This is a genomic window from Streptomyces sp. cf386 (assembly GCF_900103585.1).
Taxonomy (GTDB): Bacteria; Actinomycetota; Actinomycetes; order Streptomycetales; family Streptomycetaceae; genus Streptomyces.
The window spans coordinates 63,999-82,157 of sequence record NZ_FNHV01000027.1; the positions used below are offsets into that span (position 1 = coordinate 63,999).

At 71.2% G+C, this 18,159-nt stretch carries 11 protein-coding genes and 3 pseudogenes; 9 read left to right on the forward strand and 5 right to left on the reverse strand.

Going from position 1 to position 18,159, the window contains the following annotated elements; all coding sequences use genetic code 11:
- Positions 1 to 30: 30 nt before the first annotated feature.
- Entirely contained in the window at positions 31 to 774 is a 744-nt protein-coding gene (locus BLU79_RS42025; RefSeq protein WP_177001388.1) for a helix-turn-helix domain-containing protein, read from the forward strand.
- 254 nt (positions 775 to 1,028) lie between these two features.
- On the opposite strand, the pseudogene BLU79_RS50160 reads toward BLU79_RS42025, so the two are convergent.
- Positions 1,029 to 1,112, reverse strand: a pseudogene (locus BLU79_RS50160) (hypothetical protein); the annotation flags it as partial.
- Between the two features lie 109 nt (positions 1,113 to 1,221).
- Here BLU79_RS50160 and BLU79_RS42030 point away from each other — a divergent pair.
- Positions 1,222 to 1,692 (forward strand): hypothetical protein, encoded by a 471-nt coding sequence (locus BLU79_RS42030; protein WP_093911318.1) that lies wholly within the window; start codon positions 1,222 to 1,224, stop codon positions 1,690 to 1,692.
- A gap of 58 nt (positions 1,693 to 1,750) precedes the next feature.
- Here the strand turns inward: BLU79_RS42030 and BLU79_RS42035 are convergent.
- Positions 1,751 to 2,029: pseudogene (locus tag BLU79_RS42035) on the reverse strand (MFS transporter); the annotation flags it as partial.
- Positions 2,030 to 2,309: 280 nt separating this feature from the next.
- Between BLU79_RS42035 and BLU79_RS42040 the strand changes: the two are divergent.
- From BLU79_RS42040 to BLU79_RS48500, 5 genes and pseudogenes are all read left to right on the forward strand, one after another.
- Entirely contained in the window at positions 2,310 to 2,765 is a 456-nt protein-coding gene (locus tag BLU79_RS42040; protein ID WP_093911319.1) for a DUF4259 domain-containing protein, read from the forward strand.
- A gap of 1,198 nt (positions 2,766 to 3,963) precedes the next feature.
- Positions 3,964 to 4,758, forward strand: a complete 795-nt coding sequence (locus tag BLU79_RS42045) for a hypothetical protein (RefSeq protein ID WP_177001390.1) — start codon at positions 3,964 to 3,966, stop codon at positions 4,756 to 4,758.
- Positions 4,751 to 5,125, forward strand: a pseudogene (locus BLU79_RS42050) (GntR family transcriptional regulator); the annotation flags it as partial. The gene BLU79_RS42045 and the pseudogene BLU79_RS42050, both read left to right, overlap by 8 nt.
- A gap of 653 nt (positions 5,126 to 5,778) precedes the next feature.
- Positions 5,779 to 7,230: a flavin-containing monooxygenase gene (locus BLU79_RS42055; RefSeq protein WP_177001391.1), complete on the forward strand. Its 1,452-nt coding sequence runs from the start codon at positions 5,779 to 5,781 to the stop codon at positions 7,228 to 7,230.
- Between the two features lie 109 nt (positions 7,231 to 7,339).
- Positions 7,340 to 7,483 (forward strand): hypothetical protein, encoded by a 144-nt coding sequence (locus BLU79_RS48500; RefSeq protein WP_177001392.1) that lies wholly within the window; start codon positions 7,340 to 7,342, stop codon positions 7,481 to 7,483.
- A 164-nt stretch (positions 7,484 to 7,647) separates the two neighbouring features.
- On the opposite strand, the gene BLU79_RS42060 is transcribed toward BLU79_RS48500, so the two are convergent.
- Entirely contained in the window at positions 7,648 to 8,559 is a 912-nt protein-coding gene (locus BLU79_RS42060; protein WP_093911323.1) for a hypothetical protein, read from the reverse strand.
- Positions 8,560 to 8,569: 10 nt separating this feature from the next.
- A complete protein-coding gene (locus BLU79_RS42065) occupies positions 8,570 to 8,962 on the reverse strand; it encodes a hypothetical protein (RefSeq protein WP_177001393.1) in 393 nt (130 codons plus the stop codon).
- A 117-nt stretch (positions 8,963 to 9,079) separates the two neighbouring features.
- Here BLU79_RS42065 and BLU79_RS42070 point away from each other — a divergent pair, with 117 nt between their 5' ends.
- The gene (locus tag BLU79_RS42070) at positions 9,080 to 12,820 is read left to right on the forward strand and encodes a CHAT domain-containing tetratricopeptide repeat protein (protein WP_093911344.1); all 3,741 of its coding nucleotides are present in this window, start codon (positions 9,080 to 9,082) and stop codon (positions 12,818 to 12,820) included.
- A gap of 263 nt (positions 12,821 to 13,083) precedes the next feature.
- Complete coding sequence (locus BLU79_RS42075) at positions 13,084 to 14,304, forward strand: lipase family protein (protein WP_093911325.1); 1,221 nt, start codon at positions 13,084 to 13,086, stop codon at positions 14,302 to 14,304.
- Between the two features lie 98 nt (positions 14,305 to 14,402).
- On the opposite strand, the gene BLU79_RS42080 is transcribed toward BLU79_RS42075, so the two are convergent.
- Positions 14,403 to 17,921: a SpoIIE family protein phosphatase gene (locus BLU79_RS42080; protein ID WP_093911326.1), complete on the reverse strand. Its 3,519-nt coding sequence runs from the start codon at positions 17,919 to 17,921 to the stop codon at positions 14,403 to 14,405.
- Between the last annotated feature and the right edge of the window lie 238 nt (positions 17,922 to 18,159).

Below are 18,159 nucleotides of genomic sequence, written 5' to 3' on the forward strand. Positions count from 1 at the left end.
GAGACGACCGAATCAGAGGAACCGATCCCGATGCCAGGACGTAGGCTGACCCGAGCCGACCGGCAACAGATCGCCGCGGGGTTGGCGCAGCGCCTGAGCTACACCGACATCGCCAGACTCCTGAACCGTCCCGCCTCGACGGTGAGCCGCGAGGTCGCGCGCAACGGCGGACCAGGCCGGTACCGGGCGGAACTGGCACAGCTCGCGACCACCCACCGAGCCCAGCGCCGGCCGCGGCCACCCGCTCCGGTGCAGCAGGCCAACGAGCATCTCGGCCCCGACCCCGAGGCGACGGCCGCGTTCGTCACCGACCTCACCACAGCACTTGTCGAAACCGGCCTCCCGCGCACCGCCGCCCGCGTGATGGCCTGCCTGTTCGCCTCCGAGACCGGCAGTCGCACCGCCATCGAGATGGCGCAGCTCCTGCAAGTCAGTGCGGCGACCATCTCGCACGCGGTCCGCCTGCTGGAAGGGCAGGATCTGATCCGCCGCGGCCACGATGACCGTAGCCGCCGCCACCGGTACTTCCTCGACGACAAGGCGGGCCTGCGGACCGTCGCGGCCAGCGTCGCCGCCAACCAGCGGTTCGCCGCCACCGCGCTGCGCGGCGCCGAGCTCTTCGGAGCCGAGACCGCTGCCGGATCCCGGCTCGCCCTGGCAGGCCGATTCCTCGAACGCCTCGGCGACGACCTCATCCGCTCCGCCGAAAAGCACTGGCGTGACATGGTGGGTGACAGGAGCGACGAATACACGCTGACGAGCCACACGGAGTAGTACGCGGCCCCACTCGCCCTGACGATCGACCAGGCACCGAGAGGGCCCGGAGCCTGAAGATCACCCGCCGCGGCACCCCCACAGGTCCTGCGGCTGCCGTCCCGGCTGCGGCTGCTGCAACTGACCATCCGCGGACACCAAGAGACCCCGCCTGCGGCTCCGTGCCCGGAGTGTCCCCTCGGGTGTAGGGCAGCCGGCCTGGAGGCGGGGACATGAGCTGGTCGCACACCCAGCGGTGGGCCGGTGGCCCGGGCCAGCAGCTCGCAGCCGCCGTCTGGATGGAGCAGCGCCAGCGGTGGGTGGCCGGCGGTGCTGTAGATGATCAGTCGGCTGCGCAGCGGCCCGTGACGGCCGCCGGGGCCACGCTCAAGTCGACATGCAGGGCCGGTGCCCCGCCTCTACGGTGGGAGGGTGAGGGTGAGGCTTCGCACCACCCCACGTGTTGGCGTGTCCAAGACCGACTGCGCGGGCGCCGTCTACGGTTCCTTGCTTGCCGCGTCCGTACTGGCCACCGCCGGGGCCGTGGGGCACTACTCGCGATTCCAGCTCGTGATGTTGCTGATCGTCACGGGCCTGGTGTTCTGGGCCGCGCACGTCTACGCGCACATCGCGGGCGAACGGCTGGTCGGCCAGCCGTGGAGCAGACGCGAGATCCGTCTGGTTGCCGGGCACGAGTGGTCGATCGTCGAGGCCGCCGCCCTGCCTGCTGCGACCGTGGCGGTCAGCCCGCTCCTGGGGCTGGACTCGGGCGGCGGCGTATGGCTCGCTCTCGGCGTGGCCGTGGCACAGCAGGTCACGTGGGCTTGCCTCAGCGCAGCCCGGGGCGGCGCGACCCGCCGCCAACTGGTCGCCGAGGCCGCCGTCAACCTCGTGCTCGGGTTGATCATCGTGGCCGCCAAGGCGCTGCTGGGACACTGACGGCGGGTCGCGTGGCGCATCCTGTCGGAGCGCAGCCTGCGTCTACCTGCCGGTCGCCCTGGGGTTGGGTCGTCGGGATACGCGGGGTGAAGAACAGCGCGAGGATCGCAGCCGCGGCGAGGACGGCGAGTGCCGCACGCAGTCCGTCGAGGCGGGCTTCGGCGTTCGCGTCCAGCGCGGCCTGGGTCACTTCCGGACTGGTGCCCGCTTTGCCGAGGGCGTCCGTGAGCTGAGCGTCGGACAAGAAGGACACATCGCGCTGGAGTTCGGTGGTCGCCTGGTTCTTGACCTCGGCCGGGATCGCCGGGTTCTGCTCGACGGAGGTCAGGAACGACGAGCGATTCTTCACGTGTTCCACCCTCGGTTGCCATGCGCGCATCGTCCCAACGCCGCCGAACGCCAACACGTCGCCGCGCTACGAGGCCGACCGGATGGTGGACGCTGCGGAGGACGCGTGGTCCAGCGGGTGACGCAGCTGTTCCGGCTGCAGACCTGTGGGATGAGGAGTTGCTCAACGAGCCCTGCGCCAACCCGCTCCGTTGAGGACCTGCCGGACAGTCCGAGTGCCGATCGGCGGGTATCTGCCGTAGTTTGCCGAATCGCTGAGAGGACGTGGCATGGGAACCTGGGGCTCAGGGCCTTTTGACAACGACACCGCCGAGGACACCCTCGAAGAGCTCGACGAAATGTCCCAGCGGGATCGTGAGGAGACGGTTGGTTCCGTCTTCCGTTCGGCGGTGCGCGGGGCGCGCTCTCCCTCCGCATCGGTGCTGCCGGAAGAGGTGATCGTCGCCGCGGCGGTGGTCGCGGCCAACACTCCAGCCGGCGCTCGCGTCGACTGGAACGAGGACTATCCATCGATCACCGGCTGGTTGGCCAAGCCCATCAGCCCCGCGCTCGCCGCGAGCGCCGTCGAAGGGCTCCAAGCGGCACTGCCGGCGGACGGCTGGTACTGGGGCGGCTGGAAGGAGCCTCAGGACAAGGCAGAGGCGGAGTGGATCGACAGGATCACCTCCATTCTGCGAGAGGTACAGCACCCTGTGAACCATCTCGAGACCGGCTATAGCCCGTAGGGATATGTCGTGTCGGTGCTGGAGGGCGGCCGGGTCCCGAACCCGGAAGGAGTAGGGGACGGCATCGGTGCAGTCCGCGTACGCAGATGGCGGGGATGGAATCGGACCAGGTCATAGGCGTGGCGTCTGCCTTGTCCGTCCAGGTCGGCGGGTGTTCGGGCGGCGGTGACCGTCTTCGAGCACACGGCGCCCGCCTCTTTGAAGAAGGTGGAGGCAGTCTCGGGCTCGTGGCCGGAGGCGGTGACTTCGACCAGCAGCCGTTCAGGTCCCTGTACGGCGTCCTTGGCCGGCGTGCGTTCGGTGTTCTCCGGCGTGGCCCGGTTGGGCAGCCGATGCCCCGCCGCGCTCCGCGAGCCAGTCGCCGGGCGCTCGGGTGCGGGAGCGGCCGGGGCTTGAGAGCGGGTGGGTACCGACGAGGCCACGGCAGAATGATTTCCAGACGTACCGACGACCGGTCGGCGGCCCATCGGTCACGAGCAGCAGGCGCCGTACCGTCCGGGGCCGCGACCCGTCACAGGCTCGACCCTCACCGGCCAGGACCGATCCCATCCTCCGTCCACACACGACACGCCCCTCGCCCTCCGAACGCTGGCTGCCTCCCAAGCCGGCGCACGAGGACTCCGACCGGATCGACACGCTCCCCGCGCGCCGCCCTCAAAGAGGCCTTCGTTGGACGCCGAAGCCGTATCCGGATCCGGACTCGCCCGAACCGCTGATGGTCTGAGCACTGGCCACGCCCCCTAGCGCCGCTGTTCCCTCTCGGGGATTTCGCGCTGACCCAAACGCTGACCCAGCAGAAACACTTCGTCGATGACCCGGCCTGATCGGGGGTGCAGGCCCAACTCACATGGCCCGTCTCCGTCGATATGGCCTGCACCCCAGGCGATCTGGTCCGATTCGCCTCTGGTCTCAGGTGATCTGTACGACGCCCGGGAAGCGATCATGCGCACAACATGGATCAGCGCACGAGGGCACACGCGAAACGGAATCCCATGCCGTCACCGTGTCACCGTGGGCCGAGTCGGCCCAGAGGGCACCCCTGGGCCGGGGTGCGCCCCCTCTTCGCGCCGGAGGGAACTCCCTTGCGCCAGAAGCCATCTCCCTGCGCATCGCCTTGTATCGAGTGTTTGACACAAGATCCCGACCAGGGCATCTTGTACCCACCACTTGATACAAGATGATCTGGGGGGATCTCCATATGCTCGACACCGTCCCGCTCCAGTCCCGGCTCCTCGACCACGCCGACCACTACGCCCGCTGGTCCGGCCTGGCCATCGGCATCGTGGCCGCACAGCAGTTGGTCACGATGAAGAGCGGCGACATCGCCATGCCCCTCGTGTTCGCCATCACCGCTTTCGGCCTGTGCGCGGTGGGCGGCGTCCTGCTCGGCGACGCACTGACCCTGCGTCCCCAGGAAGCGGTACGCACCGCGAGTCTCGCCCCGCGCCTGATCCGAGACCAAGTACCGCCCCGCATGGCGCCCCTGCTCCTTCTGCAGGCGGCGTCCCTCGTCACCCTGCTGGCGATAGGCGCGGTCACCGCCTCATCCGACCCCGACCAAACAGGCAGAACGGGGCATGCCATCACCGTCACCTGCGAAGGCATGCGCACACCCCTCGGCCCCTGGCCCGGCCTGTACTACAGCGGCCCGATGTTCGCCGCCCTCGCAATCGGAAGCCCCGTCTGCGTCTGGGCCCTGCGCCGCATCGCCCACGGCCCGGGCAGCGACCAGCAGCGCCGCGACCGCGCGTGGGCGATCACCGGAGCCTGGGGGCTGCTGGTGTCGAGCCAGGTGCTGCTAGTCGTTCTGATGATCTTCATCGCGCTCACCGAGAAGTCCTGCGCCGGCCCGCTGGGCGCCGCCACCATCGTGGTGATCTGCCCCCTGGGCCTGCTGAGCCTGTTCACCTTCGGGTGGTCCCTGGTGACCGTGGTGGCACCCCGGGCGGTCGACGACGAGGCAGCCGACGATGGGACTTTCGACGATGAGTGACCCCGCCGTCCGCGTCGACACCACCAGCCAGGTACCGCCGTACGAGCAGATCCGCGCCCAGTTGGCCGCGCTGATCCGCACCCGCCGGCTGGCCGAGGGTGAGCGCCTGCCGACCGTGCGCCAGCTCGCCGCCGACCTCGGCCTGGCGCCGGGCACCGTGGCCCGCGCCTACCGCGAACTGGAGGCCGCCGAGCTGATCCGCACACGACGTGGCGCGGGCACCCAGGTTGCGGCGCTCCCGTCCGAGCCGTACGCACACGATGCCGACCAACTCGCCACCCTGGCCCGGGACTTCACCTCCGCCGCCCGGGCACTCGGCGCTGACACCGAGGACATCCTTACCGCCGTACGCGACGCCCTGGACCCAGGGCCCGCCTGCTCTTCGGCCACCGCCGACAACGGAACGGGTGGCCCCAAGACGGCCGAGGCGTCGGCGCACATCACAGGCGTGAGGAACGTGCTTGAGCAGTAGGCGTAGGCAACACGGCCGTGATTGCGGTCCTCGCCGAACGCGTCGGCGCCCTGGCCGAGTGCGAGCGTCTTCAGACCCCGTACCTGTTGGCCACCGCCCAAGACGAATGCGGTGGCGGTTCTCACTCGCCCGAGCTGCCTGTACGGGCACTCGACAAACCTTCCCGTTGCTCGCGCCGAGGAGTACCGGGTTCCCCAAGGCGACCGTCCGGACATCCTTTAAGTCTGCTTTCCGTCACACACGACGGTCCCGTCAACCGTCTGCGGGACCGTTCAACTCCCGCCCTGGACAAGGCCATCAGGGCCAATCTTCCTCTCCGTGTCAGCCGCTAGACGGCTCTGATGGCCAACCAGCTGTGGCTCATCAATCAACACGGTCAACAAACGGGCCGCCGGAATCTCCGACGCCCTCGCTCTGGGCACCCTCCAACGGACCCATGGATCGGGGCGGCTTGGTCCTGCCCTGGGCATGGGCGTCTGCCACCGGGATGATGAGCAAGCTGGATGCGGCGGTCGTCCATGGGGGAGACACAGCTTATGAAAGCTTGCGTGGTCGGGGCCGGCCCCGGAGGAATCGTCACCGCCAAGGTGCTGCTGGAGAACGGCTTCGACGTCACGGTCTTCGACAAGTACCAGCAGGTCGGCGGGATCTGGTCAGCAGAAGGCTGCTACGACGGGCTGGCCAACCAGTCCGCGCTCCGCCTCTTCGAGTTCGCGGACCTGCCCAACAACCTGCACTTCGCCCGCGCGGTGGACACGCAACGCTACCTGGAGAACTACGCCGAGACCTTCGGTGTACTGGACCGTGTCCGGCCCGGCACCGAGGTGATCTCCATCCGGCCGGTGGACGGGCCCGGGCGGGTGGGCGCCTCGGGCTGGTCGGTCGACTCCCGGCCCGTCGGCGACGAAGCGGCGGACGTTCATCGCGAGACATTCGACTACGTCGCGGTCGCCAGTGGGGCTCATCATCATGCCCAAATGCCCGAGTTGCCCGGGCGTGAGTTGTTCCGCGGGACCGTGCTGCACTCCAACGAAGTGCGGGTCGGGACCTTCGCCGGGCGGCGCGTGGTCGTCGTGGGCGGCGGCAAGTCCGCATTGGACCTGATCACCCGCGCCGCACACGAGGCGACCTCGGCCACACTCGTCCAGCGCAAGGTGAACTGGATGATCCCCGAACGGCTCCTGCTCGGTCTGGTCAACTACAAGTGGATCCTGTTCACCCGGCTCGGCGAGGCGCTCCTGCCCCGCTACCACGATCCGGACTGCGTCCGTCCGATCGACCGCATCGACGAGCGGGTCAAGCGGGCCCTGTGGTGGCTCATCACCCGCGACATGCTGCTTTCCACCGGGATGTACCGGCTGCCGAAGCACTTACGGCCCGCTCACGCGCTCCCCTTCCACCTGGCCCACGCGGGAGTGATACCACGCGGCTACGCGCGGGCCGTCCGCCGCGGCCTGATCGCCGCCAAGGTCACTGCCGTCGAGGCGTATACCGACAAAGGCCTGCGACTGGCGACCGGAGAGGAAGTGGCGGCGGACGTCATCGTGTTCGCCACGGGGCACCACAAAGTCTTCCCGTTCCTGGATTCGAGCGTGCGCGTGCACGATGCCGACGGGCGGCTGCGGCTCTACCGAGGCATCGTGCCACCCGGCGCCGACCGCCTGGGCTTCGTCGGTTTCCGGCAGGTCTTCAACAACATCATGGGCGTGGAACTCACCGCGCACTGGCTGACCTGCAAGTTCCGGGAAGCACTCCGCAGCACCCCGGGCGAGCAGGGGATGCAGGAGGCCATCGACGCCCGCCTGGCCTGGCAGGAGAGGGTGCTGCCCGGATCCGGAGGCTACGACTTCGGCCCGTACGACATTCATTGCGCGGACGAACTCCTGCACGACATGGGGTTGCCGTCCCGCCGCGCCGGCAACCTGCTGGCCGAGTACCTGCTTCCCGGCGGAGTCGCATACCGCTACGCAGGCCTGACCCGATCGAGTTCGCAGAAATGAACGCGGAGCATGGGCGGCCCGATGCGCCCGATGCGGAGCTGGGAGTTCTGATGAGCAATCGACCTGGTGGGCAAACACGTCAGCGACCGCCACCGCCGCGGGCGTCGTCGTGACACTCTGCGGAGTCGTCCTGGCCGGTGTGGGCGTCCTCGGCATGCTGTGGATGGTGTCGTGGATGGCCGACGCCAAGCCCTGCGAGAACCGGTGGGCCTTCGGCATCGTGGCGACGGTCGCCTCGTCATCCCCATCGTGATCGGCGGGACCCTGCTCTTCTGCGGCCCCGCGCTGCTGCGCGGCGAGGCGGACTGGGCGGGTGTCGCGGGCGGTCTGCTCTCCCTCGTGGGCGCCCTGGCCGGCATCGGCTTGGCCGACACCGGTCTCCCCCGCGACGAGTGGTGGTCGAGGCCGCCCGCCCCGTCACCCTGCCTTCCTGAACAGCTCCGACATCCGGTCCCCCACCCCATGGCCCAGCACCGCCGAGTCAGCGCCGATCAGGCCGACCCGCTCGGCCAGTTCTCGGGCGTGGACGTCGACGGCGGCCTCGATGAGCTCGGCGAACGCGTCCAGGGCGTCGTGAGCGCGGGAGCGGGCGACGGCCGCGCAGCAGATGGCGGCCAAGGCGGCCGGCCACCACCAGCAGGCGAGCAGGGCGTAGCCCACGGCCCAGGCGGCGAGGCGGGCGGCGGCGGTGAAGGAGTCGTGGGCGGACTGGATCTGGCGTACGGCGGGTTCGGGGAGAATCAGCCACAGCCGTGGCCAGAGGGCGGCGAGGTCCACTCCGTAGGTGGCGTGGACGCGCTCCGCCGTCGCCTGGACGCGGTCGCCGTACCAGGTGGGGCGGGTCGGTTTGCGTAGTGCGACGCGGTCGCGGGCCTCGGCGAGGTTCTCGATGCGCGCCTGGATGTCCGGCGGGGCCGACGGCCGGCCGTTGGGCGCAGAGATGCCGTCGTGGGCCTCCTCGTATCGCGTGTCCAGGTCCCGCCATCTGCGCCTGCGGCGCGCGGTCAGGGCACGGGACAGCGGGTCACGGCCGAACCGGAGCCAGTACCGCTCGATCGCGCCGCCGAGGAACTGCGCGGCGAGTGAGGCGGCGGTCGCGGCGAGCAGGACGAGGGCGACCAGGAGCGCGGCGGTGCCGGCGCGGTCGAGGGCGGGTCGGGTCGCGAGGTCGTCCAGCGTGGTGCGCAGCCGGTCGATGTCGTGCCAGTGGCGGTGTCCCAGGGTGGTGCCGACGGCCGTGGCGGCGAGGAAGAGGGCACCGGGAAGGACCAGCAGATTCAGCCAGCGTTCGGCGAGTTTGCCGCCCAGAGTGGCGAGGAGAGAGTTCATGCCGGCGGGGTCACTGGCGGGGGCCCAGACGGCGTTTGCGCATACGGGTGCCGTTGACGGCGCAGGGCGGGGCGGGGAGCAGGTCGCGGGCCCGTTCGACCCGGGTGCACTGGGCCGGTCCTGGGCATACGGCCACCTTGATGTCGTGCGAGATGCCGGGGACCCTCGCGCTCCGGGACTCGTTGACCAGGCCCCGTGCGTCTCCGGCTCGGCGCAGCGCCACATCCAGGTCGCGGTAGCTGGTGGAGAGTTCGTCGGCGCTCGCGCCGGACCGCAGCAAGTCCCTTGCCCGCTCGGCCGGGTCCCGGACGTCGGGGTCCTCCAGGTCGTCGGGCGAGCCGAGCAGGGCGCACACCGCGGCGGCCCGATCATCGGCGTGAGGGAAGGGGGCAGCTGCGGTCATGGTCCAAGTGTGCCGGAGATCAAGCGGAGTTGAGCATGAGTTGACATGCTGTCGGGACGACGGCTGGGGGGTGACGGCGTGAGGTTCGACCGGGACTGGCTTCTTCAGGCGGTTCGCGTGCGTCTCGACCGGGCCGGGACGGCGGACGGGCGTGTGGACGCGGACGTGGTGTTCGGCCCCGCTGCGGATGCCGAACTGCGGGGACTGCTGCGGACCTGCGACACGAGGACCGACATGGAGGCCCGGCACGCGGCCGGCTGGCTCTGCATCGCCCGTGCGATGGCCGACCCCGGGCACCGTGGCACCGTACACGGGTGCATGGCAGGGACCCTGCTCTACCCGGTGTGGGTCGCCAGTCCGGCGTTGGTGCCGCCGCAGTTGGCGGCGGGCTACGCGGCCAACGATCCAGCCATCCACCCCGACCCGACGAACGCGGACGGTCCCCACGAGTGGGCGGCCCAGGTCGCCGCGTTCGAGATCGTGGCGGAGGGGCGGCAGCACAACCCGCCGCCGGGCGCTTCCGAGTCCGTCCGCAGGCTCCACGAGATGGCCGTACTGCTGGCCACCATGTCGCCCTCGCGTGAAGCCCGGCTCGCCACCACGATCGGGCTCGCCGGTCTCGCCGTACTCGCGACGCCGGAGTACGACCCCTGGTTCCCGGGCCGGCTCAGAGGTGCCGCCGACATCGTGACCCTCGCGGGGGCGACATGGCCGTTCGAGGACATGCCGGACGCGGATCCGGTCCGGTTCGTCCGCGGTGCCCTCAGGCGGATCCCGGCCGCCTCCCCCGAACGGGTCCTCGTCCTCGCCGGTCTGGGCCGCCTGCTCCTGGACCGCTACCTGGAGTCGCACGACGCCGAGGACCTGCACGAGGCAGTGGGCATCGCGCGGGACGTACTGGCCCAACTGCCGCCCTGCCACCCGCATCTCCCCCACGGCTTCGGCGCCCTGGGGCAGGCACTGGTGCTGCTGCGGCAGCTGGAGGGCGCGACGCCCGAGCAGTGCGACGAGGCGGTGGACGTGTGCCGCCGGGCCGTCGACGGCCACCTGAAGGGACCCGCGGCGGCGGGGCACGACCTGGGCATGGCGCTCGTTCTCAGGGCACACCACACCGGCCGGGTGGCGGATCTGGACGAGGCGATCGCCGTGTTCACCGAGGCGCTGCGGGCTGCAGGGAATCCGGGAGAGACCGCCGCCCTGCGCAACGCTCTGGGCAACGCCCTGCGCGCCCGCTCCGTCGCGACCGGCTCCCAGGCCGATCTGGACGCGGCGCTCGGCTTCACCGACCTCTCCATGGCATCCGCGGAGGCGGCGGACGGCCCGCAACTGCCGCTCATCGCCCCCGCGATGGCCCTGTACAACCGCTACCTGCGCGACCCGAGAGCGAACGGGGCGGATCTGGACGAGGCGCTGCGCCAACTGCGCCGCGCCGAGAAGCTGATGGCACCGGACCACCCGGACCGTCCCGCGGCGCTCGACGACCTCGGCCTGGTGCTGATCGCCTTCTTCCAACGCTCGGGAAAGCCGGAGGAGTTGAACGAGGCCGTACTGGTCCATCGGGAGTCGGTGGCTCTCACCCGGGAGGGGCACGGGTCGCTCGGGCTGCGGCTGCTCAACCTCGGTGCCGCGTTGAGTCTGCGGCACCAGCTGACCGAGGACGGCGACGACCTGCGGGAGGCGGAGGCGTGCCGGCGCCGGGCCGCCGAACTGCCCGGCATGGGCCCCGCGCACGAGGCGGCGCTGGCGAGCTCGACCGGGCTCAGTCTCATGGGGGGCTTCGAGCGTGCCCCCGACCCCGTCGCCCGGCTCGACGAGGCGGTACGGCTCCTGAGGCAGGCGCTCGCCCTCACCCCGGAGGGCGACCCGACGCTGCCCCGGCGCCGCCACAACCTCTCCGTCGCCCTGCTGCTGCGCATCGCGAAGACGATGCGGATCGGCGAGGCACGCGAGGCACGCGAGCTGGCCGACTTGGTGATCGCAGCGCTGCCCCAGGACTCCCCCGACCTGCCCAGTGCCCTCACGGTGGCCGCGAACGCACGGCTCCTGAGCCCCCGCACCCTGCTGTCGTCGGCCGCCCAGGACGAGGTGGTCGCGCTGTACCGCCGGGCGGTCGAGGCCACCCCGTCCGGCCACCCCACACGCACCCAGCGCCTGGCGAACCTGGGCAGGGCCCTGCGCGGTGTGGGGCTCCGCCGCCGTCGCCGGCAGGCCGATCTGATCGAAGCGGCCGAGCGGCTCCGGGAAGCGGCCCTGGAGCAGCAGTGCGCGCCCGCCCTGCGCCTGGACGCCGCACGGGATTGGGGTGACGTCCGGGCGGAGCTGGGCGACTGGGCCGGCGCCCTGGACGGCTATGTCGTGGCGGTCGACCTGCTGCACTCCGTCGCGCCCCGCCATCTCGTCCGTGACGACCAGGAGTTCCTGCTGAGCCGTACCGTCGGGCTGGGCGCCGCCGCCGCTGCGTGCGCGGTGCGCTGCGGCCGGCCCGGACTCGCGGTCGGCCTGCTCGAACAGGCGAGGGGCGTGATCCTCTCCCACGCCTTCGACGCCGACAGCGATCTGACCCGGCTCCGGGAGACCGCTCCCGGCCTCGCCGACCGCTTCGAGGAACTCCGGGAGGTCCTCGACACGGCGACCCACAACCTGGGGCCCCTGCCGGAGGAAGCGCCCGGCCCCGCCGACGCCCGCGCCGATGTGCGGCAGCGGCTGGCCGCCGAGTGGCGCGGCCTCACCGCCCGGATCCGCGCCGAGCATCCCGAACTGGGCCTGCTGCGACCGGTGCGGGACTGGGACGAGGGCGAACTGCGTGCCACGGCGGCCGCGGGCCCGGTGGTCCTGGTCAACGTCTCCCCGTACGGCAGCCACGCCCTGGTCGTCACCGAGCACGCCATCGACGCCGTACCGCTCCCGGACCTCGACCCCGAAACGACGGCTACGCGCCGACGGACCTTCCAGGACGCGCTGGTGCGCATCGGCGCACCGGAAACCTCGCGCAAGCAGTCCCAGCGCGCGCAGCAGGACGTACGGGAGACCCTCGCCTGGCTGTGGCGGGCGGTCACCGGCCCGGTCCTGGACCGGCTGCCCGGGGCGGCCCGTGTGTGGTGGTCGCCCGGCGGCCTCCTGGGCACGCTGCCCCTGCACGCGGCGGCCCCTGCGGACACCGACGCCGCTCCCGGCGCCCTGGACCGGGTGGTCTCCTCGTACACGCCGACCCTGCGGGCCCTGCACCACGCCCGTCGGCGGGCCGCCCGCGCGGCGGTCGGCGGAACCCTCGTCGTCAGTGTTGCCGAGGCCGCCGGACAGGCCGCGCTTCCGGGTGCCCGCGGCGAGGCCGACCATCTGGCCCGTCTGCTCCCCGGGGCGGAGTTGCTGGCGGACGCCGCCGCCACCCATTCCGCGGTCGTGTCGGCCCTGCACCGGCACGCCTATGTCCACTTCGCCTGCCACGCCCTGGGCGACCTGGAACGCGCCTCGGGCAGCCGGCTCGTCCTGCACGACCATACCGAACGCCCGCTGACCGTCCGCGAGTTGGCCCGGCTGCGGCTGCCGTCCGTCCGGCTCGCCTACCTGTCCTCCTGTGACACCCTGCTCACCAGTCCCGAGCTCGCCGACGAGGCCGTCCACATCGTCAGCGCCTTCCAGATGGCGGGCTTCCCCCATGTCGTCGGCTCCCTGTGGCACGTCGACGACATGATCGGGAGGGAGGTGGCGCTCGGCGTGTACGACGCCCTGGACCGGGGCGACGGCACGCTCGACGTCGCCCGCACGGCCGAGGCCCTGGCCGGCGCCGTACGGACCGTGCGCGACACCTATCCCCGGACGCCCAGCCTGTGGGCGTGCCAGGTACACGCGGGGCCCTAGGGCGTTTCCGACGGGTCGCGTGACACACCACCAACCATCGACGTTTCGGACGGGGCCCTCGCCCTCGGCCCGACCCAGCCGCTGCCGCTGCCGCTGCCGCTGCCGAGCAGAACGGTCCACTCCCCACACCGTTGGGCATCCGACCTGTCCCGCTGGGACGGGGTATCCGGCATCCCCTAAGGGCCCCAAGGGGGTTTTCCCCCTTTGCATCCCGGGGGGTCACTCCATGTCCCAGCGGAGCGGCCGACGGGCATGATCCATCCATGACTTCACGGCGAACGAGAATCCGGATTCTGGCTGGTGCGGCGGTCCTCGGCAGTGTGTCCGCCCTGGTGGCTCCGGTCTCGGCGGCGGCCGGCTCCCACAGCGAGCGGGCACGAGCTGGGGCCGTCGTCTCCGTCGAGCAAGCGGCCGACCTCACAGCGGAGGAAGTGGCCGGGGAACTCCGGGGAAACATCGACTCGTCCCAGGTCCGCTACGGCGTGACCGCCTATCGGGTCACCTACCGCACCACTGACAGCGCAGGCGCCCCCACGATCGCGAGCCAGCTCGTCGTCCTGCCCAAGAATGGGGCACGTCACCTGTCCACTGTCTCCTGGCTGCACGGCACCACCGTCTACCGCAAGGACGTCGCCTCGGAGAATCCGAAGTCGAACGACCGGCTCGTCGCCCTGCTGTTCGCCTCGACCGGGCGGGCCGTTTCGGCGCCCGACTACGTGGGCCTCGGCTCGGGCGAAGGCTTCCACCCCTACGGTGACCCTCGGGCCACCGTCGCGGCCTCGATGGACGGCCTGCGCGCGGCCCGGACCTTCGCCCACCGCAACGGCCGGGAGCTGAAGCGGAAAGTTCAGGTCAGCGGGTTCTCGCAGGGCGGCCCCGCGACCATGCTGGTAGGCCGGGCGCTTCAGCAGGAGGGCGCCGACCGCTACTTCCGGCTGGGGGCACTCGCCCCGGTCAGCGGCCCCTACCACCTCTCGGCCTTCGAGGCCGCCGCAGCCGACGACAAGATCGCCAAATCCGGCATCTACCTCGCCTACTTCGTCACCGCCTGGAACAAGATGTACGGCCTCTACACGTCACCCGGCGACGTCTTCCGCTCCCCCTACGACAGCAAAGTGGAGGGTCTCTTCGACGGCCACCACACCGCCGGGCAGATCGTCAGCGATCTCCCGGCGGCCTCCAAGGACCTGTTCACCGAGGACTTCCTGAACAAGATCCGCCAGCCCGACGGTGTCCTGAAGGACAGGCTGCGCCCGATGGACAAAACGTGCGACTGGCGGCCGAACGTACCGGTGGAGATCTTCCACGGCCGGGGCGACAAGGACGTCGACCTCAGTCACGCGACGTACTGCGCCGACCAGTTGAGGAGGAACGGCGCCGCATCGCGACTGACCGACGTCGGCGACTACGACCACAACGGATCGGTGCGACAAGCCCTGCCCCGGATCGTCAGGTTCTTCGACGAGTCGGCGAAGACCGACTGAAGCGCGCCACCGGCAATGGCTCCACAGCTTCCTTGGCAACGGTGACGAGCAGGAGCGGTCGGTCGTATGACACTTCCGTCAGCCTGCGGGTCGTCGGTTCAACACGATGGTTCGGCGGTGGCGGCGAGCAGGGCGGTGTCGTCGTCGACCCGGCCGGGGGTGTTCAGCAGCTCCAGGGCCCGTTCGGTGATCTGCTGGGGGTCGGTGCGCGCGGCGGCGGGTAGCGCACCGCAGGTCTCGCACAGGGCCGCCAGGCAGGTGTCCAGGGAGAGTGACCGGTTTTCCACCAGGCCGTCGGTGTACAGCAGCAGGCTGGTGCCGGGCGGGAACGCCACCTCGCGGTCGACCGGGGTGCTGCCGAGTCCCAGCGGAGGCGCCGGGGGCAGCTCCAGATAGGCGGTGTCGGCGGCTACCAGCAGGGGCGGAAGGTGCCCGCTGGCGGCGTAGCGCAGGCGGTGGAGTTGCGGGTTGTAGACCGCGTACAGGCAGGTGGCGAAGCGTTCGGTGGCGAGTGACTGCAGGTAGGCGTCCAGCCTGGCCAGCACCTGGGCAGGGCCGGCGCCCTCCATCGCGAGGCTGTGCAGGGCGGAGCGCAGTTGGCCCATCACGATGGCGGCTTCCACGTCGTGGCCCATGACGTCGCCGATGGCGAGCCCCACGGCGCCGTCGGGCAGTGCGAGCACGTCGTACCAGTCGCCGCCGACCTCGGCGCCGCGGTTGCTGGCCCGGTAGTGGGTGGCCAGGCGGACCCCGGGCACCTGGGGCAGGCGGTGGGGCAGCAGGGCGCTCTGCAGGGTCAGGGCGAGGCGACGCTCGTTGTGGTACCGGGTGGCGTTGTCGTAGGCCAGTGCCAGACGGTGGGCGAGGTTCTCCAGATACTTGTGTTCGACCGCGGAGTAGTCGGTGTGCCGGACCAGTACCAGGGCCCCCAGTGTCTGGTCGTGGGCGTGCAGCGGCAGGGCCAGCACGGCGGCGGGCGGCGGGTGCGGGCCGGCCGGGTCCGGGGCGGTGCCGTTGATCGCGTGAGTGGCGGCGGTGGCCAGGGCCTCGCGGGCGAGAAGGGTGGTGCCTGCGATGTACGGCGGGGGTGACTGGTCCGGGGCGCGTATTGCGGCGGCGAAGTGGATGCTGATCTGGTCGGCGAAGTCGGGCAGCAAGATCTGGCCGGCAGTCTGCAGTATCTGGTCCGGGTCGAGGGTGGCGGACAGCTGCAGGCCCGCGTCAGCCAGGGAGGCCAGCACGGCCAGCTGGTTGCGGGTCTCGGTCAGGGCCTGTTCGCGCAGCCGGGACAGCTCCAACCCGGTGCGGACGCGCGCCTGCAGCTGGCGCGCGGAGAAGGGTTTGGCCAGGTAGTCGTCGGCGCCGGCCTGCCGGCCCTGCACGGATTCCTCCTCACCGGCGCGGGCGGTGAGCAGGACTATGGGCAGGCGGGCGGTGCTCGGGTCGGCGCGCAGCGCCCGGACCAGCTCGAAGCCGTCCATGCGGGGCATCATCACGTCGCTGAGCACCAGGTCCACCGGCTGCGCCAGGGCCATCTCCAGGGCGGCCCGGCCGTCGGCGGCGAGCAGCACGTCGTAGTCGGGCTGCAGGAGCTGTGTGAGGTAGGCGCGCATGTCGGCGTTGTCGTCGACGACCAGCAGGCGGGCCCGGTGGGGGCGGTCGGTTTCGTGCGGATCTGGTCCGTGGGGGGCATCGTGGGTCGCGGGGGCGTGCGGGGCGGGTGCTGTGGGGGTGGCCGCGGCGGGGACGGGGTCAGGCGCCAGCCAGCCCAGCGCCTCGTCCACATAGGCCGCGGCGCGGCCGAGCCGTGCGCCTCCGCCTTCCCCGGGGGTTTCCCTGGCGGATTCTCCGGAGGAGCCGGCGTCGGCCGCGGGCGGGGCCGGGCGGGGCCGGTGGGCGGCGGCGAAGGGGAGGTCCACGGTGACGTTGGTGCCCTCGCCGAGCCGGCTGTCCACGCGGGCGGTGCCGCCGTGCGCTTCCACCAGGTCCTTCACCAGCACCAGGCCGAGGCCGCTGCCCTCGTGGGAGCGGGAGCGGGCGCCGCGGACCCGGTGGAAGCGCTCGAACAGGCGCGGCAACTCGTCCGCAGGGATGCCGGTACCGGTGTCGGTCACGGTCAGCCGGGCTCGGTCGCCGACCGCGGCAACCTGCACCCGGGCGCCGCCGGTGAAGGTGAACTTCAGGGCGTTGCTGAGCAGGTTGAGGACGATCTTCTCCCACATCTCCCGGTCCAGGGACACCGGCTTGGGCAGCGGCGGGCAGTCCACCTCCAGCGTCAGCCCGGCCGCCTCGAAGGCGGAGCGGAACACCCCGGCCAGCTCGGCCGTGGCACCGGCGAGGTCGACCGGCTCGAGGGCCGGACGTATCTGTCCAGCATCGGCCCTGGCGACCTCCAGGAGGGTGTTGACCTGCTTCAGCAGGCGCAGGGCGCCCCGCTCGGCCAGCTCCAGCTGCTCGCGCCGCTCGGGCTGGTCCTCGTCGGCCAGGGCCTGCTGGAGCGGGCCCAGAAGCAGGGTGAGGGGGGTGCGCAACTCGTGGCTGACGTTGGCGAAGAAGGTGGTCTTGGCCCGGTCCAGCTCGGCCAGCGCCTCCGCCCGCCGGCGCTGCTCGTCGTGGGCGAGCGCGGCCGTCAGCGCCCCGGCCACGGCGGCGGCGAGCACCTCCAGGAAGTCCCGGTAGGTCCCGGCCGGCGGGAAGCAGGGGTTGACGCCCACCACCAGGACGCCCGCCACCTGGCCCGCACAGTCCAGCGGCAGAGCCAGCGCCTCCTCGACTGGGAGCCAGGAGGCCGCAGTGTGCTGCCCGGCCGTGTTGCCGCCGGTGAACGCGGCGGCCGGCAGCGTGGCAGGGGCACCGTCGGCAGCCACCTGCACCAGCCGGGCCGCGACCTCCGACCCGTCGGCCGCACCCGGCGAGACGGCCTCGGGCGCCGGCTGGAGCCCGGCGGAGGCCGCAGGCCGCAGCATCCCCGGCTCGGATGCCAGGTACAAGCCCAGGAACGGGATCTCCTCGGGATAGGAACCCAACACCTCCGCGACGACACGGGCGACCTCGCCCGGGGTGGGCAGCCCGGCGGTGAGGGCGCCGGTCTCGCTCAGCAGACGCAGCCGGCGCTCGCCCAGTACCCGGCCGGTGGTCTCGGTGATGATCTGCAGCACGCCACCGGCGGTGCCGTCGTCCAGCAGCACAGGCTGGAAAGAGGAGTCGAAGTAGCACTGCTCCGGAAAGCCGTGGCGCTCCATGATCAGAGGCTCATCGGGGATCAGCAGGGACTTACGGGTGTCGATCACATAGTGGAAGTGGGAGCTCACGGGATGGGCCCAGACCTCGGGGAACACATCCTTATATGGCCTGCCAAGGGCCCAGGGGTGTTTGGCGCCGACAATGGGTGAGGAACCCAGGTTGTACAGCGTGGCGAATTCGGTGCCCCAGTACAGAGCCATCCCGTGCTCAGAGGTGAGCATGAGGCGCATGCTGTCCACAAGGGGCCCCGGCCAGGACTCGGGGGGCCCGAGCGGCGTCTCCGCCCACTCGATCCCAGCCAGAAGCTCGCCGAATGCGCCCGCCTCGGCGAACATCCGGGCCGCCGCGGTACGCGGGTCATCGGGCCGGGTCATCGAGAAATCTTCCTCCTGGCGCCTATGCGATCCGCCCGCGCCCTCCCAAGGCTGCCGACGGCCACTCACTGCGAACCTTCTGGGCAGATAGGACGCCGGATCCGACGGTTCTGGCTACGCTCCTGACGGAATTGCGCGGCTAAAACAGTCAAAATTGTGATTTATTCAGCAGTGTACGCTTTCAGTCGGCTGCCGACGGCGGCGATCGCCGACTCGCAGTCCCCGCCGAAGAAGGTGG